Annotated in this window: 18 protein-coding genes; 7 read left to right on the top strand and 11 right to left on the bottom strand. The window is 59.0% G+C overall.

What is annotated here, in order from left to right; all coding sequences use genetic code 11:
* The first annotated feature begins 101 nt into the window (after window positions 1–101).
* Together bamC and QCE62_RS09720 are read left to right on the top strand one after the other, a co-directional pair.
* Complete coding sequence (gene bamC / locus QCE62_RS09725) at window positions 102–1,244, top strand: outer membrane protein assembly factor BamC (RefSeq protein WP_309808819.1); 1,143 nt, start codon at window positions 102–104, stop codon at window positions 1,242–1,244.
* A gap of 37 nt (window positions 1,245–1,281) precedes the next feature.
* Window positions 1,282–2,055 carry an MBL fold metallo-hydrolase gene (locus QCE62_RS09720; protein WP_309917075.1) on the top strand — a complete coding sequence of 258 codons (774 nt, stop codon included), beginning with the start codon at window positions 1,282–1,284 and terminating at the stop codon, window positions 2,053–2,055.
* 119 nt (window positions 2,056–2,174) lie between these two features.
* Here QCE62_RS09720 and QCE62_RS09715 read toward each other — a convergent pair whose 3' ends face one another.
* Both QCE62_RS09715 and QCE62_RS09710 read right to left on the bottom strand, forming a co-directional pair.
* Entirely contained in the window at window positions 2,175–2,429 is a 255-nt protein-coding gene (locus tag QCE62_RS09715; protein ID WP_244825575.1) for a hypothetical protein, read from the bottom strand.
* A gap of 280 nt (window positions 2,430–2,709) precedes the next feature.
* On the bottom strand, window positions 2,710–3,948 hold the full coding sequence (locus QCE62_RS09710; protein ID WP_309917072.1) for a cupin domain-containing protein: 1,239 nt from the start codon (window positions 3,946–3,948) through the stop codon (window positions 2,710–2,712).
* Window positions 3,949–3,981: 33 nt separating this feature from the next.
* Here QCE62_RS09710 and QCE62_RS09705 point away from each other — a divergent pair, with 33 nt between their 5' ends.
* On the top strand, window positions 3,982–4,533 hold the full coding sequence (locus QCE62_RS09705) for a peptidylprolyl isomerase (protein ID WP_309808810.1): 552 nt from the start codon (window positions 3,982–3,984) through the stop codon (window positions 4,531–4,533).
* Window positions 4,534–4,590: 57 nt separating this feature from the next.
* Here the strand turns inward: QCE62_RS09705 and QCE62_RS09700 are convergent, their stop codons facing one another.
* A complete protein-coding gene (locus QCE62_RS09700; RefSeq protein WP_309917071.1) occupies window positions 4,591–5,901 on the bottom strand; it encodes a hypothetical protein in 1,311 nt (436 codons plus the stop codon).
* Window positions 5,888–8,575, bottom strand: coding sequence for a DNA mismatch repair protein MutS (gene mutS, locus QCE62_RS09695; protein ID WP_309917068.1), 2,688 nt, complete (start codon window positions 8,573–8,575; stop codon window positions 5,888–5,890). The genes QCE62_RS09700 and mutS overlap by 14 nt, the downstream gene beginning before the upstream one ends.
* Window positions 8,576–8,682: 107 nt before the next feature.
* On the opposite strand from mutS, the gene QCE62_RS09690 reads away from it, so the two are divergent.
* Window positions 8,683–10,119, top strand: a complete 1,437-nt coding sequence (locus QCE62_RS09690; protein ID WP_309917066.1) for a tyrosine-type recombinase/integrase — start codon at window positions 8,683–8,685, stop codon at window positions 10,117–10,119.
* 58 nt (window positions 10,120–10,177) lie between these two features.
* Here the strand turns inward: QCE62_RS09690 and QCE62_RS09685 are convergent, their stop codons facing one another.
* Window positions 10,178–10,501: a hypothetical protein gene (locus QCE62_RS09685; RefSeq protein WP_309917063.1), complete on the bottom strand. Its 324-nt coding sequence runs from the start codon at window positions 10,499–10,501 to the stop codon at window positions 10,178–10,180.
* 968 nt (window positions 10,502–11,469) lie between these two features.
* Window positions 11,470–11,661 (bottom strand): hypothetical protein, encoded by a 192-nt coding sequence (locus QCE62_RS09680; protein WP_309917060.1) that lies wholly within the window; start codon window positions 11,659–11,661, stop codon window positions 11,470–11,472.
* Between the two features lie 678 nt (window positions 11,662–12,339).
* On the opposite strand from QCE62_RS09680, the gene QCE62_RS09675 reads away from it, so the two are divergent.
* Window positions 12,340–13,257, top strand: coding sequence for a replication-relaxation family protein (locus QCE62_RS09675; RefSeq protein ID WP_309917057.1), 918 nt, complete (start codon window positions 12,340–12,342; stop codon window positions 13,255–13,257).
* Window positions 13,258–13,287: 30 nt separating this feature from the next.
* Here QCE62_RS09675 and QCE62_RS09670 read toward each other — a convergent pair whose 3' ends face one another.
* Complete coding sequence (locus QCE62_RS09670) at window positions 13,288–13,710, bottom strand: M15 family metallopeptidase (protein ID WP_309917055.1); 423 nt, start codon at window positions 13,708–13,710, stop codon at window positions 13,288–13,290.
* Between the two features lie 823 nt (window positions 13,711–14,533).
* Window positions 14,534–16,027 (bottom strand): plasmid replication initiator TrfA, encoded by a 1,494-nt coding sequence (gene trfA / locus QCE62_RS09665; protein ID WP_309917052.1) that lies wholly within the window; start codon window positions 16,025–16,027, stop codon window positions 14,534–14,536.
* Between the two features lie 209 nt (window positions 16,028–16,236).
* On the opposite strand from trfA, the gene QCE62_RS09660 reads away from it, so the two are divergent.
* A complete protein-coding gene (locus QCE62_RS09660) occupies window positions 16,237–17,436 on the top strand; it encodes a hypothetical protein (RefSeq protein ID WP_309917049.1) in 1,200 nt (399 codons plus the stop codon).
* 346 nt (window positions 17,437–17,782) lie between these two features.
* On the opposite strand, the gene QCE62_RS09655 is transcribed toward QCE62_RS09660, so the two are convergent.
* Window positions 17,783–18,235 carry a hypothetical protein gene (locus QCE62_RS09655; RefSeq protein ID WP_309917046.1) on the bottom strand — a complete coding sequence of 151 codons (453 nt, stop codon included), beginning with the start codon at window positions 18,233–18,235 and terminating at the stop codon, window positions 17,783–17,785.
* Between the two features lie 127 nt (window positions 18,236–18,362).
* Window positions 18,363–18,701 carry a hypothetical protein gene (locus tag QCE62_RS09650; protein WP_309917043.1) on the bottom strand — a complete coding sequence of 113 codons (339 nt, stop codon included), beginning with the start codon at window positions 18,699–18,701 and terminating at the stop codon, window positions 18,363–18,365.
* A 742-nt stretch (window positions 18,702–19,443) separates the two neighbouring features.
* On the opposite strand from QCE62_RS09650, the gene QCE62_RS09645 reads away from it, so the two are divergent.
* Entirely contained in the window at window positions 19,444–20,475 is a 1,032-nt protein-coding gene (locus QCE62_RS09645; protein WP_309917042.1) for a hypothetical protein, read from the top strand.
* Window positions 20,476–20,500: 25 nt separating this feature from the next.
* On the opposite strand, the gene QCE62_RS09640 is transcribed toward QCE62_RS09645, so the two are convergent.
* Window positions 20,501–23,467, bottom strand: a complete 2,967-nt coding sequence (locus QCE62_RS09640; RefSeq protein ID WP_309917037.1) for a hypothetical protein — start codon at window positions 23,465–23,467, stop codon at window positions 20,501–20,503.
* Between the last annotated feature and the right edge of the window lie 243 nt (window positions 23,468–23,710).

The raw sequence follows: 23,710 nt of genomic DNA, 5'->3' as shown, positions 1-23,710 counted from the left end.
ACCCACGCTCCTTGGCCTCATCGGCCGGTCCCGATGAACCGCTCGGCCCGAGCGGGATCGGCGCCAGGACCCAAGCGTCATCAGCAGCAACGAAGGACCTCATGAAACGTTCCGCTCTTCTTGTTCATGCCAAACGCCTGAGCGTGCTGTCGCTTGGCGCCAGCGCCGTGTTTGCCCTCGCCGGTTGCGATACGCTCAACGACTGGCTCGCGCCGGATCGCGTCAACTACAAGGCTGCTGAAACCGCGCCGTCGCTCAACGTGCCCTCGGACCTGACCACGGCCAACATCAGCCAGCGCTATGCCGCGCCGCCGAAGATCAACGCGCTGGGCGGCGCCGCCGAGCGTTCGGTCACGCCGGCCGGCAACGCGACGCTCGGCGTGCCGAACACGCAGGATCCGTACGGCATGCACGTCGAGAAGGACGGCGATCGCCGCTGGCTCGTCGTCGACGGCCGCTCGCCCGACCAGATCTGGGACCCGCTCAAGGAGTTCTGGCAGGAGAACGGCTTCACGCTCAAGACCGACGCGCCCGCCACCGGCATCATGGCCACCGACTGGGCCGAGAATCGCGCCAACATTCCGAACGACTGGTTCAGGAACAGCGTGGGCAAGCTGATCGACTTCGCGTATTCGTCGGGCACGCGCGACATGTTCCGCACCCAGGTGGACCGCGCGCAGGACGGCTCCACGGACATCTCCATCACGCACAGTGCGATGGAAGAAGTCCTGACGGGCCAGGACAAGACCGGCTCGCGCTGGGAAACGCGTCCGCGCAATCCGGCGCTCGAAGCGGCGGTCCTCACGAAGCTGATGCAGAAGTTCGGTCTCACCGAAGACCAGTCGAAGCAGCTGATTGCCGATGCACGGCCGGCCGGCGCGAAGGTGGCCGTGGATCCGGGCGCGGGCGGCACGTCGCTCGATCTCGCCGAGCCCTTCGATCGCGCGTGGCTGCGCGTGGGCCTGGCACTCGATCGCACGAACTTCACGGTCGACAATCGCGATCGCGAAAAGGGCATCTACTACGTGCATTACTCGGACTCGATGGCCGAGCTCAAGAAAGACGGCCTGTTCGGCAAGTTCTTCTCGAGCAACACGCCGAAGCCGACGCGCCAGTTCCTCGTCAACGTGAAGCCGAAGGCGGACGCGGTCACGCAGATTGGCGTCGTCGATGCGAACGGGCAGCCGGACACATCGTCCGATGCGCAGCGCATCGTCTCGCTGCTTCACGCACAGTTGAACTAGCCATACGTGCAGGACTTCAGTTGATCAAGGTTGCATCGTGAGATTCGCCAGTCTGGGCAGCGGCAGCGAAGGCAATGCATTGCTTGTCGAGGCGTCGTGCGGCACCACGACGACGCGCGTGCTGCTCGACTGCGGCTTCTCCGCGAAGGAGATCGAGCGGCGTCTCGCGCGGCTCGATTGCCGCGCCGAAGATCTCGATGCCATCGTCATCACGCACGAGCATACGGATCACATCGGCAGCGCGATGACGCTGGCGCGCAAGTTCTCCATTCCGTTGCACATGAGCTGGGGCACGGCGCGCGCGATCGGCGCCGATGAAGGCAAGGTCGAGCTGAACGTGCTGTGGGGCGACGAGCGGGTGACCATCGGCGATCTGAGCGTGTTGCCGTACACCGTGCCGCACGATGCCCGCGAGCCGCTGCAATACGTATTCTCCGATGGCGCCAGCCGCCTGGGCGTGCTCACCGACGTGGGCGTTTCAACGCCGCATATCACGAACATGCTGAGCGGGTGCGACGCACTCGTGCTCGAATCCAATCACGATCTCGCGATGCTCGCGGCGAGCCGTTATCCGCCTTCGCTGAAGGCGCGCATCGGCGGAACGCACGGACACCTGAATAACGACGCGGCCGCGGCCATTCTCGCTTCGCTGGATCGATCGAAGCTGCGTCATCTCGTGGCTGCTCATTTGAGTCAGCAGAACAATCAGCCGCATCTGGCGCAGGCGGCGCTTGCCGCGGTGCTGGGAGCGTCGGCGCTCGAGGTGGTGGTGGCCACGCAGACGGAAGGCTTTGACTGGTTGACGTTATAGGTCGCGTCGAGATTGGCAATACATACGCATGAAGCAAGCATAAAAAAACCGGCTCGAAAGCCGGTTTTTTCGTTTGCAGGCCGCATCGAGCGACCTGCGGGGGCATAGCGCCTGAAGCCTTACTGGCTTGCGCCCGATGCCGGAGCAGCCGACGAAGCCGCAGCGTCCGAAGCAGCGCCAGCAGCCGAAGCTGCGTCGCTTGCAGCGGCCGAAGCGCTCGATGCTGCAGCGTTTGCGTCCGAAGCGGCAGCAGCCGGTGCCGAAGCAGCCGACGTATCGCTTGCAGCGCTCGGAGCAGCCGAATCGCTAGACTTGTTGCATGCAGCAAGAGCAACAGCAGCCAACAGGGATGCTACGAGGAGGGATTTCTTCATGATCACGTCCTTTTATGGTTAAAGGTAAGCAACAGCGCAAAGTACCGGTAATGTGTGCTCCAACACCGACCTGGGCCGCTGTGGAGACTCACAATTCTTTTTTGGTGTGAGACTTCCTACGGCTTGGCCGGAAATTATAGGCACTTTCGCAACGACCGTCGATAAATCGGGGGCCGATACGTTGTCTTTCTCATACAAACTTTCATATTGCGGAACGCCGTATTCTAGCATTCGCAGCGTGTTTCACAGCGTGTTTGGAAGCCTCGTCGAGCCAAGCCTGTCAAGCCCAAGCGCCTAGTTGAATCCAGCCCGCACGATACCATTCGTGCAGCAACGCTGTCATTGTCGAATCGTCTGTAAGTGTTACAAAGCGTTTCGCCTCCAGATGCCTCGAATCAGCCAATTCAGGGAGCCACTTTTTCAGCTTCGACGATAACGATGCCGCCTCGCCATTTACGAAATATGACTTCTGGTCATAGAGCAAAATGGCCTTTCTATCCAGCTTTACGCCCGTCTTTTTTGCGCGTTCAACAAAGCGTTCTTCATTCAACGCGCGTTCCGGCGAATCGAACACGACATTCGCCTTCGGCTCGCTCAAATAAGTGCCCAGAAACGCAGCGATGTCCTTTTCATTCCAGTCGATGTTCGCAAGGATCGCGCCTACACGCTCCTTCAACAGTCCAGGCAGCGCGGCCGGGTTCGCCACGGGCTCTTGAGCAGGGTCGCGATAACGTGCGCTCGCGCGGGCGCCTTCGGCTGCTTCGCCTGCACGTTCAGCCAAGTGATAGAGGAACTGCGCCGTGAGCTCATGCTCCGAAGGCGCGCGAAAGCCGATGGACGCCGTCATGCATTCGCCTTCCGCAATGCCATCGTGCGCGACGTGCGGCGGCAGATAGAGCATGTCGCCGGGCTCCAGCAGCCATTCCTCCTCAGGCTCGAAGTGCTGTAAAACTTTCAACGGCAGTCCGGGTTTTAGCGAAAGATCGCGCTGTTTGCCGATGCGCCAGCGGCGCTTGCCATGCACTTGCAACAGGAACACATCGTAGGAGTCGAAGTGAGGACCGACACCGCCGCCATCGGTGGCGTAAGAGATCATCAGATCATCCAGACGCGCGTCCGGAATGAAACGGAACTGATTCATCAGGGCATGGGCGCGGTCGTCGTGCAGGTTCGCGCCTTGCACGAGCAGCGTCCATTCACGCTTTTTCACCGATGGCAGTTCGTCAGGCGCGAACGGCCCATGCTCCATGTCCCATTTGTCGCGAAAATGGGTGATGAGACGTGACTCGACGTCGTCGAGATCGGCGAGGGCGAACAGTTCGCCGCGCGGCAGCGGAGCGGCAAGACCGGGGAACGCCTGGCGGATCAGCAGCGGCTTTTTCTGCCAGTAGCGACGCATGAACTGCCGCGGCGTGCGGTTGCCCAACAGGGGTGTGAGCTCGTCCGGCAAGGGCGCACGGGTGTGCCCGGGCGGGGTGGAACGGGGGGATGGACTGGCGTGGTGGGGCCGCTTGGGCATCGTATAATCGAGTCTTGTATCTTGGAGGATCCAATGAAAATTGCGAAAGACAAAGTCGTTTCGGTCGCGTACAAGCTATCGGATGCGCAAGGCAATCTGATCGAGGAAAGCGACGAGCCGATGGTCTATCTGCACGGCGGCTATGATGGCACGTTCCCCAAGATCGAGGAAGCGCTGGCCGGGCATGAAGCCGGCTTCGAAACGCTCATCCAGCTCGAGCCGCAGGATGCATTCGGAGAGTACGATCCCGAGCTCGTGAAGATCGAGGAGCGCAGCCGCTTTCCCGAGCCGCTGGAAGTGGGCATGCAGTTCGAAGGCACGCCGGAGGATGCAGACGACGAACTGGACTCGCTGATCTATACCGTCACCGACGTCGCCGAAGACAAGGTCGTGCTGGACGGCAATCATCCGCTCGCGGGCATGGCCTTGCGTTTTGCACTGTCGGTGCAGGAAGTGCGCGACGCCACGGATGACGAGATCGAGCATCAGCACGCGCATGGCGCGGATGGACTGCAAGTCGTCGATGAAGACGACGAAGAAGACGATAACGAACCGCGCAAGGACGCGGGCCCGACGCTGCATTGAGCGCGCCGCGCCAGACCACTCATTGATGAAGAAAGCGCAGCTTCGGCTGCGCTTTTTTTATTTGTTCGGCGTTGGCGAGGTCGGCGCCGTGCCGTTCTGGACGTTCGAAGCCGGCATCGGATAGATGGGCGGCAGCGACTGCGGCGACGTCAGGATGGGTGGAAGATCGGAAGCGGGCAAGGGCATGGTCGGCGGCGCGGGCAGGGCTTCGGGCAAGTCGTCGCGCGGCAGCGCGGGCAGCGTCGGTTGTGGTTGTAGTTGCGATGGCGGCGCTGGATACGCCAGATCCGACGGGCCCGATGGCGCACCGGTCTCCGCGTTGGCCGCACCGTTCACGGTACGCATGCGCAGACGGAACGGCGGATGCCATTGCGCATCGGTCTGCACGTCGAGCCATTGCGATTGCGGCCTGGCGAACGCAATGGCCACGCGCGTCAGATTCGTGACGATCAGCCCTTTGTCGTTGCGCAGCGGCTGGTCGATATGAAAGCCGGTAGGCTCGGACGCATCCTTAGTGTGGATCACGATGACCGGCCCGCGAAACGTTTCGGCGGCCTTGACGAGACTGCGCTTGAGTTCGAGGAAGCCGTCGCGCGGCTGGTTCGCACGCGAAAAGCGCAGCCATGCAAAACGTTCACGCCGTTCATAGCGCGAGAAATCCGGATCGCCCTGCAGCAGGATGACGAGCGCACGCATGTCCGTGCGCCGGGCGGTCTCCGCCGCGTGTTCGAGCCAGAAGCTGGTGGCGACGGCGCGGTCTTCGAACTCGCCGTTGCGTCCGCCCGCGGTCAGATAGTGATTGTTCGGACTCGGCACATTCAGGCCGATGAACGCGACGCCCTGCGACTGCCAGCGCACGATCTCCCGGAAGGTGCGAAAGCGCGCGACATCGCTTTGGCGCGACAGCGTGAGCGGTGTCTGGCCGAGCGCGTTGGCATCGGCGAAGAACAGCTGGCGCACGAAGTCCAGCCGTTCGACGGGGTCATAGCCGCCCGCGTGAGCCTGACCGCAATCGGCCCAGTCGTGCTGGCCCAGCAGGACGATCACCGGCGTGTGCGACGCATCCAGCAGATCATGGCGCGACTGGTAGATGCTGTCGCGGCACGCTTCGGCGCTGCCCTTGAAGTTGCCGTCGTAGACGATGAACGCGATGTTGCTGTCGCGCCCGATGACATCGAGCATGCGGCGCACCGGGGCTTCGTCGGCGGGGCGCGAGAGGGCGTCGGCGAGCACCGCGAAACCGAGCGGCCCACTGGCCTGCGCATGCCCGCCGACGCTCCACATGAGCGCGGCCAGCAGCACGGCCGCGCCGGTCAGACGAGGCGCGTGAGAGAGGCGCGAGAATCCGGCACGCTCAACGCGCGTCATCCGGCGGCGCATTCGCCAGCTCGTGCAGTTCGTAGAGCAGATCGAGCGCGTCGCGCGGACGCAGGTCGTTCGGATCGAATCCGCGCAGCTTCGCGATCACCGGATGCTCGGGGGCTTCGACGGGTTCCGGCGGCGCGTCTGCTTCGTCTTCATACGGCGCATAGGGCTGGCTCGCGAAGAGATCGAACTGTGGGGTGGGCTGGTTGATGGACTGCTGTTCGAGCAGCACCAGATGCTTGCGCGCCGCGCGGATCACCGCCGACGGTACGCCCGCGAGTTGCGCCACCTGCAGGCCGTAACTCTGGTTGGCCGGTCCTTCGCTGACGGCATGCAGGAACACGATGCCGTGGTCGTGCTCGACCGCCGAGAGATGGACGTTCGCCGCCTGCGCGAATTCGCTCGGCAGTTGCGTGAGTTCGAAGTAGTGCGTGGCGAACAGCGTGTAGCAGGCGTTGTGCGTGAGCAGATGCCGCGCGATGGCCCACGCCAGCGCGAGACCGTCGAAGGTCGAGGTGCCGCGGCCGATCTCGTCCATCAGCACGAGACTCGATGCGCTGGCATCGTTGAGGATCGCGGCGGCTTCGGTCATCTCGACCATGAAGGTGGAGCGGCCGCCGGCGAGGTCGTCGGCGGCGCCGATGCGCGTGAAGATGCGGTCCAGCGCGCCGAAGCGCGCGCGTTTCGCGGGCACGTAGCTGCCTACATAGGCCATCAGCGCGATCAGCGCGGTCTGGCGCATGAACGTGGACTTGCCGCCCATGTTCGGCCCGGTGATCAGCAGGAGCTTGCGATCCTGGCTCAGGCAGCAATCATTGGCAATGAACTGCTCGACCTGCGCCTCGACCACCGGGTGCCGTCCCTGTTCGATATCGATGCCCGCTTCCGCTGAAAACTGCGGCGCGACCCAGTCGAGCGCACGGGCGCGTTCGGCAAACGCACACAGCAGGTCCAGCTCGGCGAGCGCGCCGGCCACGCGCTGGCAGTCCGCGATGAAGGGCAGGAGGTTCTGCAGCAACGCATCGTATAACGCGCGTTCGCGGGCGAGCGCGCGTTCCTGCGCGGACAGCGCCTTGTCCTCGAAGGTCTTCAGCTCGGGCGTGATATAGCGCTCGGCGTTCTTCAACGTCTGGCGGCGGCGATAGTCGTCCGGCACCTTGTCCGTCTGGCCGCGCGTCACTTCGATATAGAAGCCATGCACCTTGTTGTATTCGACCCGCAGATTGGCAATGCCGGTGCGCTCGCGCTCGCGTGCTTCCAGATCAATCAGGAACTGGTCGCAGTTCTCCGAGATGTCGCGCAGTTCGTCGAGATCGGGGTCGTAGCCGCGCGCGATGACGCCGCCGTCGCGGATCAGCGCGGCCGGTTCGGGCGCGATGGCGCTGGTCAGCAGGTCGAGACATTCGTGCGGCGGTTCGAGCGCGGCGGAGACGCGTTCCAGCGCGCTCGCATGCGCCGATACGCCCGCCACCTGCGCGCGCAGTTCCGGCAGCGCGGCGAAGGTGTCGCGCAGGCTCGACAGGTCTCGCGGTCGTGCCGAGAGCAGCGCGAGGCGCCCGGTAATACGTTCGATGTCCGACACCCGGCGCAGCGCCGTGCGCAACGTGTCCAGGCTGCTGGCGGCGGGCGCTTCGAGGAGTGCGCCGATGGCCTGCTGGCGTGCCTGCGCGATGGCGGCATCGCGCGGCGGATGATGCAGCCAGTGGCGCAGCAGACGGCTGCCCATGGTCGTGCAGCAGGTGTCGAGCAGGGAGAACAGGGTGGGCGATTCGGTGCCGCGCAGCGTCTCGGTCAGTTCGAGATTGCGCCGCGTGGCCGGATCCAGCCCGATGTATTCCGACTCGTATTCCACCTTCAGGCTGCGCACGTGGCGCAACTGCTGGCCCTGGGTCGCGGCCGCATAGAGCAGCAACGCGCCCGCCGCCCCGCACGCGCAGGTGAGGGTCTGCGCGCCGAAGCCGTCGAGGCTCGCGACATCCAGTTGCTCGCGCAGGCGTTGCGTGCCCGAGCCGACATCGAAATGCCAGGCTGGCACCCGGGTGATGGCGACGTGATTCGCGCCGAGATTCGTCACGCCGAGCGAGCTTTGCAGGTCCGTGATCGAATCCGCGACCAGCGTTTCCGCGGGGCGGATGCGTTCCAGCGCCGCGCCCACTTGAGCGGGGGCGACTTCCGCGAGGCGCAGCGCGCCGCTCGCCAGATTGAGCCACGCGAGCCCGACGCTCGTGACCACGCCGCGCCGGTTATGGATGGGGCAGAGCGCGAGCAGGTAGACGTCGCTTTTGTCGGAGAGCAGGGCGGCGTCGGTCAGCGTGCCCGGCGTGACCACGCGCATGACCTTGCGTTCGACGGGCCCTTTCGAGGTAGCCGGATCGCCGATCTGTTCGCAGATCGCCACCGACTCGCCGAGCTTCACGAGCTTGGCGAGATACTGCTCGCACGCGTGATGCGGCACGCCCGCCATGCGAATGGGGTTGCCGCCGGACGCGCCGCGCTGGGTGAGCGTGAGATCGAGCAGGCGCGCGGCCTTCTCGGCGTCCTCGAAGAACAGCTCGTAGAAGTCGCCCATGCGGTAGAACACCAGCGTGCCGGGATGCTGCGCCTTGATGCGCAGATACTGCTGCATCATGGGAGTGTGCTTAGACAACTCCTCTGTAACGTCCATGTTAAGGCTCATTGTCTTTTTAAATCAATTACTTGCACCGTGTTCCCTTGATTTGGCGCTGCGCTAGGGAGTGAGTTTATCTGGCAAATTTGCTGGAAAATTTCCAGTTTCCAGTATCATTGCTGGAAAATCTCTGGAAATTTTCCGGCAAAGGTCTGCGAATGTCAAAGACAGTTAAACCCACGTTTCGGACTGAGTCCGATATCACTCGATTGCCCGTACCGACTGAGAAGCCGACCGTCGAGTATTGGCATGAAACACAGAAGGGGTTCGGAGTCCGTGTCGCAAAAGCGCATTTTCGCACGGGCGCAGTGAAGCGAACGTACATCGTCCGACTTCCCGAGGGTTCTGAGAAAGACAAGGACAATCTGGGGCTCGTCGGCGAACTGGCGTTCGACGAAGCGTGGGACCAAGTACGCGAAAAGCGTGCAGAAGCGAAGCGCGATGGACCTGGTACAAAGCGCAAGCCGACCGTGCAGGAAGCTTTCGACGACTATATGAAGGCGCGAGCGACCAGGCACTCGCCGATGACGAAGCTTGATTACAAAAACAAGATGAAGAGGCTGGCGTCTTTAACACACGGTCCGAGAGACATCTCAGTTGCTGACTTGCGCGTAGATGAACTCGACTCTGAGTTTTGGGAGCAAATACACATACGCATCCGGGAGGGCTATGGCCCGGTGATGGCAAATCGAGTCTGCGTCATCATCAAGTTTGTCTATGCGAGACTTGTGGACAACGGGGTGTTGACACGTAATCCGGTCGTTGCGCTGAACAAACTCGGCATCTCAAAGCGTCCGAAGCCAAAGATGACCGCTATCCTGCCGAGCGACCTCCCGGAGGTTTGGCAGTGGATGCACACACGAGCGCACACGGCGGTGCGCGACTTCATGTTGGTCGAGTTGTTTATGGGCCTGCGCGATAGCGTGGTGCAGCGCCTGCGCTGGGACAACGTGGACCTTGTGCATGCAACTTTGTTTCTGCCTGACGACGAACCGGGAAATAAAGCCAAAACAGACTTGGTTGTGCCGATTCCGGACTACCTGATGGAACACGTTTTCCGCCCTCGTTGGGCTGCACGTGCGGACGATTCGCCATGGGTCATCCCGAGCACGAAGCGCGAAGGTGAGCCGCTGCGTAGCGTCAAGGGGAGTCTGTTGACGATGGCTGCACACACAGGCATTCAGACTTCGCCGCACGATTATCGGCGAACGTTTGGTACGGCAGCTGAAGCAGCATGCGGCAGCGTTTTGCGTGTTGCTCGACTTCTTGCACATAACACTGCGGCAGCTGTTGAAGATTTCGCAGTAACCTCGGGGTACATCAGCACGACCGACGAGCAGCTCCGCGAGGACATGAATCGGACCGCTGCTGTCATCCTTAAGCACGCTACGCAGCCTGTGGACAGACCGTCGGCCGACCGACCGCTTTCCCGTCACGAGCGGGAAAAAGAGAAGCGCAAGGCGGAAGCTGTCGCGTATCGCAAGCAGCGTGTGGCCCGTAACACGGAGTTGCTCAAAATCCGAGAGTCGAAGGCTGTCGACGAAGTCAGTTGAAGAGTAAAAGACAAACCCCGCCGGGCGGCGGGGCTGTTCGGTATGTGAAGGACTCGGCTTACACGTGCTCTTCGATGAGCGTGTCGCTGATGCCGCCGGGCAAGCGACGCGACGTGAAGTTGCCCGCGTCACTTCCGAGCGCTTTGTCGACCGCGGCTTTGTCCGCCGGCGTCATCCGTTTTTGAAACTTCGCGAAGTCAGCATCTGCGTCGAAAAAGGTGCGAAGCACTTCTTCAATCAGTTCATTGCGGTCCACCGGCGTCTCATAGTTTTGGCTGTAGAAGACGCGGTACTGTTCAACAGCAGTGAGCGTCGACAAGCGGAGCGGCAGGTTCAGGCGTTCTTTGGGGTCGACAACAGTGAATTTCTTGAGAGCAGGCATCGAGGCCTCCGTGAGAGTGTTTTGGTTGTCACCCTCACGACGTTCGTTGTTCGCTTCGGGTGTACAACGTATAAGCACCTCGAAAAAACTGCCCCCGGCGGTTTGAGCGGAATCGAGCCTTTTCAGTGCTCTTTAGAGGGATGGCTCTAAATCAAATTCTGCGCGCTCGTCGTTCAGGGTCCACATAGACTTTGCTCTCGACCTGCACACGCTCCACGCATTTCATTGCATCCCATCGTCTAGGGCAGGTTCGAGCTGTTTCACAGCTTGGGGCGCGAGCGCGCGGCTAGCGCGGGAGTGCCGGGTTTCCATCTGTTATCATGGGCGGCCCACCGGCCGCGTTCATCTGGCAGCTTTTGACCGAGGCATGCCAGCGCGTTTCAAGACAACAAACTTGCATGCAATGAGCAGCCACTTAGCCTGCGTCTCCACGCTCTCGCAAGACTCTTGACTGCGCACTAGACGTGCGCCGCATCTGTTCACAGCGAAGCGCTTTAGGCGCGAAGCAACAGAGTCCTCCGTGCGCAGGCAAGGCTCAGCCCCAGGTCTTGATATCAATAAGTTTGTGAGCAAGGAGAAGTAAGTCCCGCGTGCGCAGGCGAGAGTTTTGCCAACCTTTTGATTGCAAGAATGGTGAACACCTGAGGGAGTGCCGGGGCTCAAGCGGGGGTGCTCGACGAAAGCCTGCGCGTCAGAGACTTTCGCAAGGTGTTGGGTCGGTTTTGAACGGAAGCCTGCGCGTCAAAGGCTCTTGACTTGTGCCCGCATCCCGGCGGGATACGTCGCGACGGGGTACGTAAAACGAGTTTTCGGGGACTCGTGGGCTATCCGAATGGCGAGCGGCGGTTTGCGGCGTCGCCGCGCACTCCGCCTGCGCATATCCACCCGCCGCAATCCACAGCGAGCCCTGCTCGCTGCAAACAAAAACCCGCTCGAAGAGCGGGCCATGTTCAAAGCGCGTGAGCGCGTTAGTGTGTAACTTGTTTCTCGGCGTCCAGTGCTTGTGCTGCGCGTTCGAGGTCGGCCGCAATCTGGCGAGCGCCGTCTGGCGTGAGCGGCATGTACACCTTGTCGCCCTTGACTTGCCCTTCGAGGTACACACCGGCGCGTTTGCCGACTTTGACTGTTAGCAGGTCGATGTAGGTCGGTTTCGTGTTCATTGTGAGAGAGTCCTGTTGTGGGTTTTGTTAGGCGCGGAGACCTGAAGCGAGTTGTCGCTCGAGGTGCATGCGAACGCGCTGTGAGCGTGAGTAACCCGGCACAGGCTCAACAGCTTTGACAGCAGCGTTCAAGTGCTTGCGAAAGACTTTGCGGGAGCCGAACTGCGTCACAAGAGTGACAAGCAGTGAGCGCGGGATAGACACAGAAGTCTTGTGTCCTTCTTTTGTAACAACAGGAAGTCGCACTTGCGTGTTGAGCTGTGCGGATTCGGTGACATTCAAGGGCGTCATGGTGTGTCTCGGTCGGTGTAACGTCATGCGGGCAATTGGGCGCAGCAGCGGATGCTTGGGCCGCTGATAACTCGTATAGCGCCGACGTTTCAACTGCCTCGGCGGATGCGGTTTAGGCCTCGTGTAGAGAGGTCGTGCTATATCCTTCGTCGTGCGAAGAACTCCGGTTTAGCCTGACGTCGCGAAGCGCGGGCAGAAGCCTATGAAACCGAAGCTGAGCAAGGTCGAGAAGGCAAGGGCCCGTACAGAAAAGGACCAAACGACGCGCGCCGAGGGAGACGTACCGGGGTGCAGGAAAGCGGCGATTAGTGAAGAGGACCAAACGACGCGGGCTGTTTGTAGGAGAGCGCTATACGCGTTATTCCATAGAGCTTGCGGAGACCGCGAATGTCCCTCGACACAAATCAAAAGAAACCCCTCGACGGACGGCTACTTGCTGTCGAGAATGAAGAAGCCGTTCTTATCGCTGTGTACCAGTTCAGCTGGTTGGCGACGCGACAGCTAGCCGCGCTCGTCTGGCCTGATGCAGCCTCGCCGCGTGTCGCGCAGCGTACGCTCAGCCGCCTTCGCGACGCCGGGGAGGTGTTGTGGAAGAAGGGAGCGGATGGTGCCACCGTCTATGCACTGTCTGCCGCTGGCGCTCGTAGGGTCGAGCGCGTTTACGGCGAAACCGCTCTAATCAGCCGCGAGCCGCTCCGCTACATTGAGCGTCAGTATCAGCATCGATGCCTCGCGAACGACATTGCGATTTGGTGGCTCACACAGCAACGGCATCGGGGTGGCTTTGTCGATACCGAGCATGAAATCCAGAGGCGAAAAGCGACCATAAATTCCAAGGACGCACATTTTGCGAGCGCCAGCGGCAAGATTCCAGATGCGCTATTGCACGTGCCAGTTCCTGCCGGCGTGCCCGATTCCGACTACTGGTCGGTGTGGGTAGAAGCTGAATGCGGTCATAAGAATCTCGGCAAGCAGGAGCACATGGTAGCGGAGCTGGCTTATATTCTTGGGCGGTATGGTACTCAAATGACCGAGCGCCGGAGAGGGCGAGACGGCATCGTGCGGACCTACACTGTCGTCGAAGCATTCGTCGTCTGTCCGACAGTTGGGCACGAGGAGCGCTTGGCTCGGACCCTTCTTGCTTTTCTGCGAAAACCCTCAGTCATGAACGACTACGACACTGCATATATCCGGAAGCATGTCGTCGTCTGGCGACCCGACGGCACCGTGGAAGCTATCGAGGACCTCGTCACACGAATGCCGGGACTCGTGGCCTACGACAGGCAACTGGTCAAGCGAGCATAAGAAGAGGCCCCGGGAGACCGGGGCTTTTCTTTAGCTGGCACTCACGCTGGCAGGCAGCGTGGGCAGTGAAAAATGGACGTACTCGACGAACGAGCGCCAGTCTCCGGCCCATTCGAGCCCAAGTGATTTGCCGATTGCGACGGCCTTTTTGAAATCCGCGTTGCTGGCATTCCAGATGCATTGCCCCGCAGCGTCGAGCGGCACGAAGTCAAATGCGGTCGACGCTGGCTTGCCGTTGAGCGTCGTGTTGTGGCGGCTCTGACCTGCTTTTGCGTTGGTCACGATGTGTTCCGAGGCAGCGCGTCCTTGAGCGCAGAGCGCGTTCTGCTCAGCGCCCGAGCGGTACGTGCAGGTCAGAATGACGTCGAGGCCGGCGGCCTTGCATTGAGCAAGGAACTGTGTGGCGAGCGGTTGAAGAGCTGGATGACAGTCCGAGATTTGACGGCTGGGCATATGCGCTCCGTAGGGTGTCCTATGTCCAGCCATCGAATGCCGCGTCAGGTGGTCGATGCCGGTCGCACCCACGCGAACGAGTAGAACGCAGAGCCTCCAGTCGGCGATACGACCTGCTAGCTGACTTGAATCACCAGTCGCCCGGCGGGTAGCGTATCGGTAATCGAGAAGCTGCCACTGGTTGCGTTGTAGGTCGTCGGAAGCGACTTGAGCGTTCCCGGATTTGTGTGCGTTTCTCCGCGTGAAAAGACCAAACGCCGCGCTTCCGGGGGGGCAGCGAAAACTGACCCGGGGCACGAGGCAGCTGACGCAGCCCGACGAGGCTGCGCTGCTGACAACAGCCGGGGCTCCCGCCCCGGCCCGGGAGCGCATCGCGCTCCCTGCCTACCCTTCCCCTAGGCAAGTGCTTTTGATGAACACCCTCTTCCAGGAGCGCTATGCGCTCCCCTGCTGCAGGGACCGCGGAGCGGTCTGAACTCTCCAGGTGCTACGCAAAGGGCTTATTTGATGAACTGGAGAAGAACGTCTTTGGTGAAAGGGGAGAGATGGCAGCGCGTAGCGCTGCTTGAGCGCGGGGGATGCCCCGCGCAGCTATAAGCTACTAGGTACTAGATATGGGGTTCGGCAAAGCCTTGCTGGGTAAGGCTCACAGCGATTTGGGCGGGACCAAATGACGCGGAGTTCGGCGCGAGTTCAGCGCAACTGTGGCGCTGTTGGCGGACCAACGGACGCGATGTATTTCGCCCGAAAGGACCAAACGACGCGTGCGGGAAAATGCCCGCGCGAGACGGGCTACAGGTTCAAGAGGACCGAACGAGGCTTTTTATACAGCGGCGACAGCGCGATGCACGGTCTTGCTGTCGACCTTGCGGCGTGGCTTGACCTTCCGGTCGATGACATAGCACAGCGTGTCGAGTCGACGGTGCGACTGCTCGAAACGCCAGCCTTTGATAGCGCCCTTGGCCTTCAGCTCGTCATGAGCGAAGTCGAGCAAGTCCCGGAACTTGCTGTCCTGCGCCATGCTCGAGCCGATGTACTCGCGCAGCTCCGCCAGTTTCAAGGGCCAGCAGTTGACGTGCGAGCCGTACAGCAGATACAGACGCCGCGCGGTGTCGCTTTTGAGCGAGTAGTACATCCCCTCGTCAAACCAGCTGCTCAGCTTTTTGCCGAAGAGCGTTCGAATCTTCCGGGGCACTTCGATAGTCCAAGTCGAGCCGTTGGTCGTGCTAGCGCCCAGCAACTGAACGCGGATTTCGACAAAACCAGTCTTCTTGGCCTTCTTGACCGACGGGTCATCCGGGAACAATTCAGCCATCTGAGCAATGAAGTCAGCGTCAGCGGCGCGGATGTGCAGCATCGCGGCCTGTAAGCGGGTTACTTCCTCGCGCAGCTTGTCATACGCGGTGCCGCCTGTGCCGCGGCCTTGCAGGCTCGTGAGAAGCTCGCGCTTGGCGATATGCACGTCGGTACCGAGGGGGTGGTGCACAGCTGCAATCAACAGCTTGGACCAAGTCTCGATGTCGCCAGGGTGCAGCTCTTCGCCTGAGTAGGAAATGACGACCTCGCCTGCTTTGTAGCCAGACACTCTGCCGATGACTTTCGGTTGCTGCTCATTCCAACGCTGACGTGCCTTGTTCTTCGTACCAATTTTCACGATACCGCTGCCGACAATCATATTGGGCAGATGCATGAAGCCGGGGCGGATAGACGGCAGGTACAGGTCGCGCTCTACGCCTTCAACTTGTGCGCTCAGGTGTTCGTCGCCTTCATCCACCAGTTCATCGGTGTCGAGGTCAAAGTCTTCCTCTGAGAATTCTTCCCACTGCGCTGCCGCTACGGGCTGACGCACGGTCGGTGCTTCGCCTACTTCTACGACCTCGGCCGCAGCCTGTTTCGCACGGATGGCGTCAATTTTTGTCTGGGCAGCCGTTACCATCTTCGCGATTTTCTCAGCGCGTGCTGCGCGAGCGGCTTCCTCGTCGACGTAGCCTTCCTCATTGTCGTCAATCACCTTCCGGTAGCGGCGAGCGCCATCCGCAATTCGAGCCATACGAGTGAACCACTCGGCATCGGTCATCGGGCGCACGAAGCCCGAGAACGTATACAGCCTTGCACTGTCGGCTTCATCCGCGGCCGTGGAGAACATCTCGGCAAGCAAATCGGCAGTGGCATTTCGCTCGAAGCCGAGGTCGCGTACGTCTTCTGGCGTCCACGCGAAGGCAAATTCGGGGTCGAGGTCCAGCACTTCGCGCAACTCCCGCGTGGCGAGACAAGTGAATTCGGACTTGTGGACGAGAATCGGGCGATTCGTGTTCATTGCAGGTGCTTTCGTGAGAGTGTGGGACGTGTAGCGCGGCGAGCTATATCGGTTATCGCTTGCTTCGCGGACTGTGTCGATAACGCGTGTAGCACCCTCGAAAAAATCACCCTCAGGTCTAAAAGCCGGCAGCTACTCGAACCATAGTGCCGCCGTGTTAGCCTTTTGTCGAAGTATCATCTGTAGATAATCTCGACAAGGTCCGGGTCATGTGGGTAACTTATGTCTTGGGCGACTGCCCCGGCTGCAAAAAAGCACAGTGCTTCGGCAATGTGGACGTTTACGGCACCCATGTGTTGCGCGGATGCAAGCACTGCAAGTACTCGGAACGTGTTTATCTGCCGCCGATTAGCAAGAAGGTCATCTACCTCGACCAATTCTTCTTTTCAGGCGCTTTCCGCGGTGGAGACGACCGTTTCGTTCAGGCGGCCGAGCGCATCAAGCAACTGGCCGCTGACCAGCTCCTAGTTGCGCCGTTTTCATCGATTCACGAAGACGAGACGCACCTATGGCCGCGTTTCGCGGAGTTGTACCCATTTATCAAGTCCGCAAGTCGCGGCGCCGAATTCGCACAGGCCTCGGAAGTCGACCGCATGCAAATCCTGCGCGCGTTCGGCAAATGGCAAGCCGGCGAACCCGCAGACCATGTGCTTGAGGCACGAGATGCGCTAAAGACCGAGTACATCGACCGCTGGGATGGATATTTTCGAATCGAGGTCGGTCGCTACCTCGGCGACCCGAAGCTGATTGCTTATCTCAAGGCATTGTCCGTAGAGGGCCTGGTGGACCTGTTTCCGGACTGGCGGAAGTCGACCAACAGCTTTGAGCAGGATGTCGCTGCCGAATACAACGCCGCAGGACACGGATACATGAAATCGTACCTCGAGTACATGGTGCGCATTGGGCAAGGCGACATGGACGCACTGCTCGACTCACCTGTAATGTCAATGGTCGTGCAAAGCATGCTCAGCATGCTTCCCGAGGACATGCCGCCGGACGAGCAACTGCGGCAGTGCGCCCATTTTCTTGGCTCAGACCACTTCAAAGAGGCGCCACACCAGTGGCTTCAGGCACATATGTACGCGACACTCAAGGCCCTGGTGAAGGCCGGTGCATACCAGAACAAGGAAAGGGCGCTCGGGAAGCTGTCGGGCGTGTTTTACGATATTTCACATATATCGACGTATGCCCCGTACGTCGATGCGTTCATTCTGGACAGGCCGATGCACGAGTTGGTCTCGCATCCCGGCGTCGACCTCGAGCGCCGCTTTGGTATCAAGGTCTTCAGCCTGTCGAACTGGGACGAACTGATGACATGGTTCGACGAGTTAGAAGGAACTATGTCTGCAGACCATCGGCAGGGACTTGCGAACGCATATTGCGGCACTAGAGCGGGCTGGGAAAAATAGCCGATAGAGGCGGGACTGTTTGGTCCGGCCCGCGTCACGCGACGCGTCAATAGGGCCCCTTTGGCGACAGCCGTTTTCGGTTACCAAAACGCGTGCACGGTCCCGCTGTCAGCAGGGTAGCTTCCCATGTTTATGATAGTGGTCTCGAAATGCATTATGCGCGTAGTTATCGCACAATCGTTTCTGCGACGCGGTCACTTGGCCACCAAAAACCCCTGAGCGTGAAAGCGTGCGACTTTGTCAACCTGTGGTTGCGCCCCTGCAGGAATATTCATATCGGCCTCTACGAAAGGAACGGAGCCACCATAATAAAGAAAAGCCTACTGCGGTGGGCTTTGGAAACAGCTTAGTTTGTCAGCGCGCAACCCGCCGGCAGTCGCATCTTCCTGCCGATTTCCGCAAGAAAACGAGTTTTTGACACCAACTCGAACACGCTCTCGATGCCGCCGTCAGATACCGCTCGAAGGTAAGCGTGCTCTTCATCTGTCCAATCTTTCGTGAAGAGACGATAGTGGTCGGGATACTCGCGCAGGTAGCCTACGTTTGAAAGCAAGCCGCTCAGATACTTCAGGCCTTCTTGATAGCTGTCGAGTGGGGCGCTCCGATTGATTCGAAAGCCATAGCGTGCAAAGTGAGCCTCCATTGCCGTCCAGTCATCGTCCGAGGCTACGTAAAAGCCGTGCTCATCGACGCTCCAGGCTTCAGGCATGAAATCGAGGGAGGACTCTTCGCGAGCTAGGGCATCGACGCTGCTATGCAGCGGTGCGGATTTGCGCTTGAATTCCAGTACAGATGACATCAATGACTCTTCAATGCAATGTGAAAGGGTCCAGCTTTTCGGTTAACGTCAGTCGTCAGAATATCTTTAGGGCCGCTGCCAAAGAAAAACGCCCTCGATGAGGGCGTTGAAATCAAGAATTCAGGGGTTACAGGTTGGCCAGACTCTTACGTGCTGCATCCAGGCGCTGCTTCGCTCGAGCATATGCTTTCAGACCTTTGCGCAAGCCCGCAAACACGATGAGGACGTTTGCAGTTGAAATCACGGTAGCAAGTGCGATGACTTCGCCGCCGACAAAGTAGCCCGCAACGGCTCCGCCCAACAAGACTGCTACGGTGGGAACTGCTCGCAGGTAACCCTCGCGATGCAGCCGGAGCGTGTGCTCAGTTGCGTTGCGCACAATGAAGATGACAGCAAGCAGCAGAGCGACTTGGACGGCAGGATAAAGTGCAGCAATTGCAGCAGTGAGGGGTTCCAGATTCAGCATGTTTTTCACTCTCGAGAATGTCTTGGCGACTTTCCACCTTCGGGCTGTGACCGAGAGCGGAGGCCACAGGGTGAGTTACGTGTCGTCACACGATGAGGCTAGGTTGTTGCCTCATACAGCGTTTAGAGAGGGCAATTAAGCAGGGTGGCTGTCAATGACCCTATTGCGAGCAATCAGCCTCGACTGCTTAAATTTATCTTTCATTAGCGTGCACGCTGCTAGCACTGGCGAAAGATGGACGACAAAAAGCCTCGCCGAAGGCGAGGCCTTGTGCGCAGCTTTTGGGCTGCTGCGGGGTTCTATGCTTGCTCGTGGCCGTTGCCGAAAGTCTCCGGGAACACAAGAGAAAGGAGGCCGACGATGAAAGCGAAGGTGAGGGCGAAAGTCATGGCCATAAGTATACGAGGCTGGTTTGACGTTTACAAGCACTTCATATAGCAGCCTCACTTTATCCTGCCGCCGATGCGCAGGTCGCGAGCTACCTGCAAAGACCAATACCCGCGCGCACAACACAAAGCCGGCAACAAACAGAGCCGAGTGTGCATTCAGTGATAGGGGGCCGGCGTCGTCGGGCGGAAAAAAGATGTCTTGCATGAGCACCTCCGTTTCCGACGTGTAGAGCATTGAGAGACGGCCGCCGCATCGGCGGTCGAATCAAGCGCCTTGGACTTCCTCGAAAGAAGGAGTTTTCGGGAGTGCAGTCCGAGTACCATATCGCCATCTTCGAGAAACCGCCCGCGTCATGAAAACGCTGACAACCTATATCGAGCAACTAGACCGTGCCGCCGAGGAGCTGCGCGGGGGTACCGATGTGGGCAACCGGCTCGCACTGATTCTTGTCGACAACGTCGTCGAGCTAATGCTGCATCGCTGGTGCGAAAGTCGTTTCAAGAGCGCGAATGCGTTTTCGCTCAATCAAAAAGACCCGCGGTACAACGGCTTGGCAAAGGCGCGCGTGCTTGGCACTCGCTTTGATGAAAAGTTGAAGTTTGTGAAGGCTGAGGACCAACTGTCGGAAGTGGAAGCGAACTTCATCGGTCTTTGTCACAAATACCGGAATGAAGCGTACCACCTCGGTCTTTCACGAGAGAACGTGCTTCTTCCGGTTTCGTGGCTCTATCACCAACTCACATGTGAGCTGTTTTTGCGGCTTGACACCAAGATGCGGGCCCACGATGCAGAAATCATTGTCCCGGAGAGAGTCGCGAAACATGCACCGCCATCGTGGAGCGAAGGGAAGCGCCATATCGACTTGTTCGACACGGCGCCAATTGCCGCATCGTTGAATGCAGCCCGGCCCGAACTGTCAAGGCTGCCCGGAGAAAGTTACGCCGACGCGCTTGATGAGTGGATTGCGCACCTCGAGAGGGTCACCAACTACACGGTCAGCGGCTTCGGTAAGCCTGTCGAGCGAGTTTTGGCCGAGGCGCAGTGGTGGAAAGACCTCTTCACTAACATTCCGCCGCATATCGAACACGGCGAGCCGCTGTCCCAGCATCTGAGCGAAAAGCATTCGAAAATGTCCGCGGAGTGGCGGCCGAAATACGATGCAATCCCTATCCCGGGGTGGCGGAAACGTACGCAACGCATGCGACAAGAGAAAGACGGCCGCAAAGCCCTCGGCTCGTACGACCGCCTCTACGATGAAATTGCTTTCTACGACTCTTTCATGATGGACGCAGCCGGGGTTATCGACCAGCAGGTGGAAGAAGCAGTCGAACGCTCCAAGGAGGAGCGCAATACCAGCCGTCAGATGAGTGCCCACCTGAGATAGGCAGAAATTTTTGACTGGCCGATGCCTAAATCATCGACCGAAGCTTTACCAACGCGTTCCATGCCGCTCCGCTGTCGATAATTCGCGACTGCTCATAGACGGCTTCAAGTGTCTTGAAAATCGTTGTCCTGGCTGCCCTCCAAGCCACCGCCACCTCAACAAACAGGTCCGTTACATCGCTAAACGCTTGGGCGACATCGTCACTACGGCTGATAGTCATGCATGTCACCAGCAATTCGTTGAGCCTAATTGCTCGTTCGTCTTCCTTGTCTAAGTTGATGGGCGTCTCCTTTGTTTTGTAACGGTCATTAAGTGCCCCAGCAAGTTGTAGCAGTTGCTCGCGGAAAGACTTTTGATTATCGGCGTCACCAAAAAGCCTCACGCAACCCGCAATGCAGCGCCAGGCCATAATTACCTCTGTCCCAATACCCACAAGTGAAGTGATGCGTGCCTTCGACACAATCTCGGTGAAGCGTTGATGATTGGCCGCACTCAGGCCCATCCGAGCTAATGTGTGAAGGTGAACCCACAACATCGGATTATCTGGGTCGACCTCAAATGCTTGAATTAACTCAATTTCGAAGTCGTTCGAAAGGGTGAGGGGCAGGGAGATAGGTCCTGGTTCGAGAGCTGAATCGACACGCAGAAATGAATCAAGGCAATTCGGAGCCAGTTCCCGTGATGCAAAGAGCCATGGATTGACTTGATTATTGACCTTGGTGAGGGCTGTGACTTGGTCTTGTTGCGCCGCGGAAAGCAAGGACTTGCCTTCTGGACCTCGAAGCGCGTATGTCATGCCGCTGTACAGCAGCACTACACCTACAAAATTGCTCGGGGCCGCACAATCCATGGAGCGTGTTAGTCCGCCGAATCCTGCGTCCGCTGGCGTGACGCCGCGCGCTTTCGCAAAATGCTCGCGAATTTGAGTTTCCATGCCTAGATTGCGGTTGAGGGTGCACATCAGGCGCGAAGCGTGGTACCAGTTTGTAACCAACTGTTCTTCAAACGTATTATCTCGCCAATTCTCCAACTCGTGAGCGTGAGAATCAGACCACATCATCAACGTGCCCAGTGAGTCGGCAAGCCCGTTCCACCGCGATAACACGTCGTCCGTCATACGCATGCCAAGCTCTCTAATGTACGACGGCAGCTTCTCGGATTTCACTAGCGAGAGTGCATGAAGAAAGTGTAGGGGCGAGCGCGCTCCAAGTTCTGCAAATCGCGCGTAAAGCGTTCGCTGGACTTCTGGTGGACTTGCGAGAAATTGGTCTACAAAAACCCGCGGCAGCGGTACGGGAAGTCCGCCCAAACGAAGGAACGTTTCACTTAAGTCATACTCCGTCAACAACGCCTCTGCTGCACGGTCCCATCTTTCAGAAAATGGACTGCTCCCAGCGTCGAGCCGCAGGTGTCTGAAAACTTGCTCTGGCGTGGCGGGGGTGCACTGTTCAAGCGGCACGCTATGTTTCGAATCAAGTTGATTCTCGATGTCCTGAAATCGGAAGGGAAGGGTTTGCCGTCTGACTTCGTCAACCGCCTCGTACCGTTCAGTTTCCGATTTGAGCGCAACAATCGATTCTATGCAGGATTCTCGTTCGGTCTGGCTGCAGTCGAACCATTCGGCCTGGTCGTTTAAGAACTGACGCGACTCACCTTCTGTTTCACATTCAAAGAGCAAGAAGGCACGGTCGTGGATTTGAGCGGATTTTCCCTTGTGCTTGATTTCAATTGACCCAGCGGGCGCAATACGCCGGAACGAGACGGTAGCAATTGAATCGCGTGCATTGACACGTGATGTTCCACGTTGAATGGCGCGTGAAATTGCGGGGATAAAACGGTCTCGGGGTAGCTGGATTCCCCCTATTTCGATAACCTGGATGACCCTATTCACCAAGCTCAGCCGCAACTTGGAGTCTTGAAAAAGTCGTTCACGCAGGTCTGCAGGAACGAGGTCGAGAGCTTCGACCAAATAAGCGGCAACGATATCATTGGAGTATTGCTCGTCGCGTCGAGGCGCTTCAGGAGCAACAACGCCATCCAGAAGCATGGCGAACTGTGCTACGAGATGTTCTGCCAGCAGGTGGTCGGCGTGGAATCTGTTTTTTATTACTCGGTCGCCAAGCCATTTGGCGTAAGCATCCCTTCGCGCGTCTGAATGTCCGACAGCAAGATTTACGATTATGCTCAACGCGGCACTGAAGGTAACTGCAGTGAAAGTCGCCAGAGAATCATGGTCTCTTTTGATTGAGGGGTGTTCGCCCATCGGACGCTCCATCCGCAGCTGCGACCAAATCCAAGTAGCCCAAGCGACGCTTTGCTCCTCGCTGTGCGACTTTGACGACCACACCTTCGTGAGACATTCGTCCGTGAGGCGCCGCGTCGAGATAAAAACATTGATTTCGTCTGGACGGTCGCTTTTGATTGCCGGGAATTCACCAACCTTCAGGCGCCGCTCTTGGAGCCCAACGCGAGCAAGGTAACGTCGTAGGACTGCCAAAGCTTGCGTCTCGACTACCTCTTCTTCGACGATAGGCGCGCGCTTGAGATGAAAAAGAACTTCGTCCGCTTCAACCGGCAGGAACATCACGTTGGCGCTTCGAAGTTGAAGCAATTTCTCGAAGTAGCCTTCATCTGACAGCGCATGCGAGATTCTTAGAGCGCGTAGCAGTTCGTATATTCCGACCACAGGGGCGCTGCCGAAGCTCGGGTACCCAGTAACAAATCTGTCATCGCAAGCGAACACTCCATTGCTTACAGGTTCACTTTGCAGAAACTCAAACAACCCCCGAAGCTGGATTGGGTTGATGTCGGATGATGTTTTGTCCCGCTTGGCCCGCCGTGCGTGGACTTCCACTCCTTTGTATTTTGCACTCAGAAGCTGCTTCGCAATGTGTGCTCGAAGGTCGTTGACTACTTTTTTTGCCCCATTGCGTTCCTTGGCGGCTCGGACGTTTTCGACCACAATGGTCGCGAAATCGCTGTCAATGAGCACGTCAAAGGTCTTTAGGACCTTCGACAATGGGCACTTGAAGGCGATGGCGCAAATGGTGCCAGCGCTAAAGTGCAATCGGGCACCAACTGTCGGTATAGGTAGGTCAGCATCGACGGGACCTGCGTCAGCAATCGCATTCTCGAAGTAAGCGGCTCGTCTCGACCGTTGTAGGGGGTGACCTCAGTACGCAGCACAATGATGTCCATCACTTTCGATTGATGGACACCACTTTGTCAGAGTTCT

Source organism: Caballeronia sp. LZ033, from assembly GCF_031451265.1.
In the GTDB taxonomy this organism is placed as follows: Bacteria; Pseudomonadota; Gammaproteobacteria; order Burkholderiales; family Burkholderiaceae; genus Caballeronia.
The sequence above is the reverse complement of the archived record's forward strand: the minus strand, read 5'-3'. Positions and strand labels throughout refer to the sequence as shown.

Bases quoted from the DNA above. Each gene is read 5' to 3' on its own strand.
- QCE62_RS09710 (WP_309917072.1), bottom strand. From the start codon at position 3,948: ATGCCCAAGCGGCCCCACCACGCCAGTCCATCCCCCCGTTCCACCCCG.
- QCE62_RS09655 (WP_309917046.1), bottom strand. From the start codon at position 18,235: ATGTCATCTGTACTGGAATTCAAGCGCAAATCCGCACCGCTGCATAGC.
- trfA (WP_309917052.1), bottom strand. From the start codon at position 16,027: ATGAACACGAATCGCCCGATTCTCGTCCACAAGTCCGAATTCACTTGT.
- QCE62_RS09650 (WP_309917043.1), bottom strand. From the start codon at position 18,701: ATGCTGAATCTGGAACCCCTCACTGCTGCAATTGCTGCACTTTATCCT.
- QCE62_RS09705 (WP_309808810.1), top strand. From the start codon at position 3,982: ATGAAAATTGCGAAAGACAAAGTCGTTTCGGTCGCGTACAAGCTATCG.
- QCE62_RS09680 (WP_309917060.1), bottom strand. From the start codon at position 11,661: ATGAACACGAAACCGACCTACATCGACCTGCTAACAGTCAAAGTCGGC.
- QCE62_RS09645 (WP_309917042.1), top strand. From the start codon at position 19,444: ATGAAAACGCTGACAACCTATATCGAGCAACTAGACCGTGCCGCCGAG.
- bamC (WP_309808819.1), top strand. From the start codon at position 102: ATGAAACGTTCCGCTCTTCTTGTTCATGCCAAACGCCTGAGCGTGCTG.
- QCE62_RS09685 (WP_309917063.1), bottom strand. From the start codon at position 10,501: ATGCCTGCTCTCAAGAAATTCACTGTTGTCGACCCCAAAGAACGCCTG.
- QCE62_RS09660 (WP_309917049.1), top strand. From the start codon at position 16,237: ATGTGGGTAACTTATGTCTTGGGCGACTGCCCCGGCTGCAAAAAAGCA.
- QCE62_RS09670 (WP_309917055.1), bottom strand. From the start codon at position 13,710: ATGCCCAGCCGTCAAATCTCGGACTGTCATCCAGCTCTTCAACCGCTC.
- QCE62_RS09675 (WP_309917057.1), top strand. From the start codon at position 12,340: ATGTCCCTCGACACAAATCAAAAGAAACCCCTCGACGGACGGCTACTT.
- QCE62_RS09700 (WP_309917071.1), bottom strand. From the start codon at position 5,901: ATGACGCGCGTTGAGCGTGCCGGATTCTCGCGCCTCTCTCACGCGCCT.
- QCE62_RS09715 (WP_244825575.1), bottom strand. From the start codon at position 2,429: ATGAAGAAATCCCTCCTCGTAGCATCCCTGTTGGCTGCTGTTGCTCTT.
- mutS (WP_309917068.1), bottom strand. From the start codon at position 8,575: ATGAGCCTTAACATGGACGTTACAGAGGAGTTGTCTAAGCACACTCCC.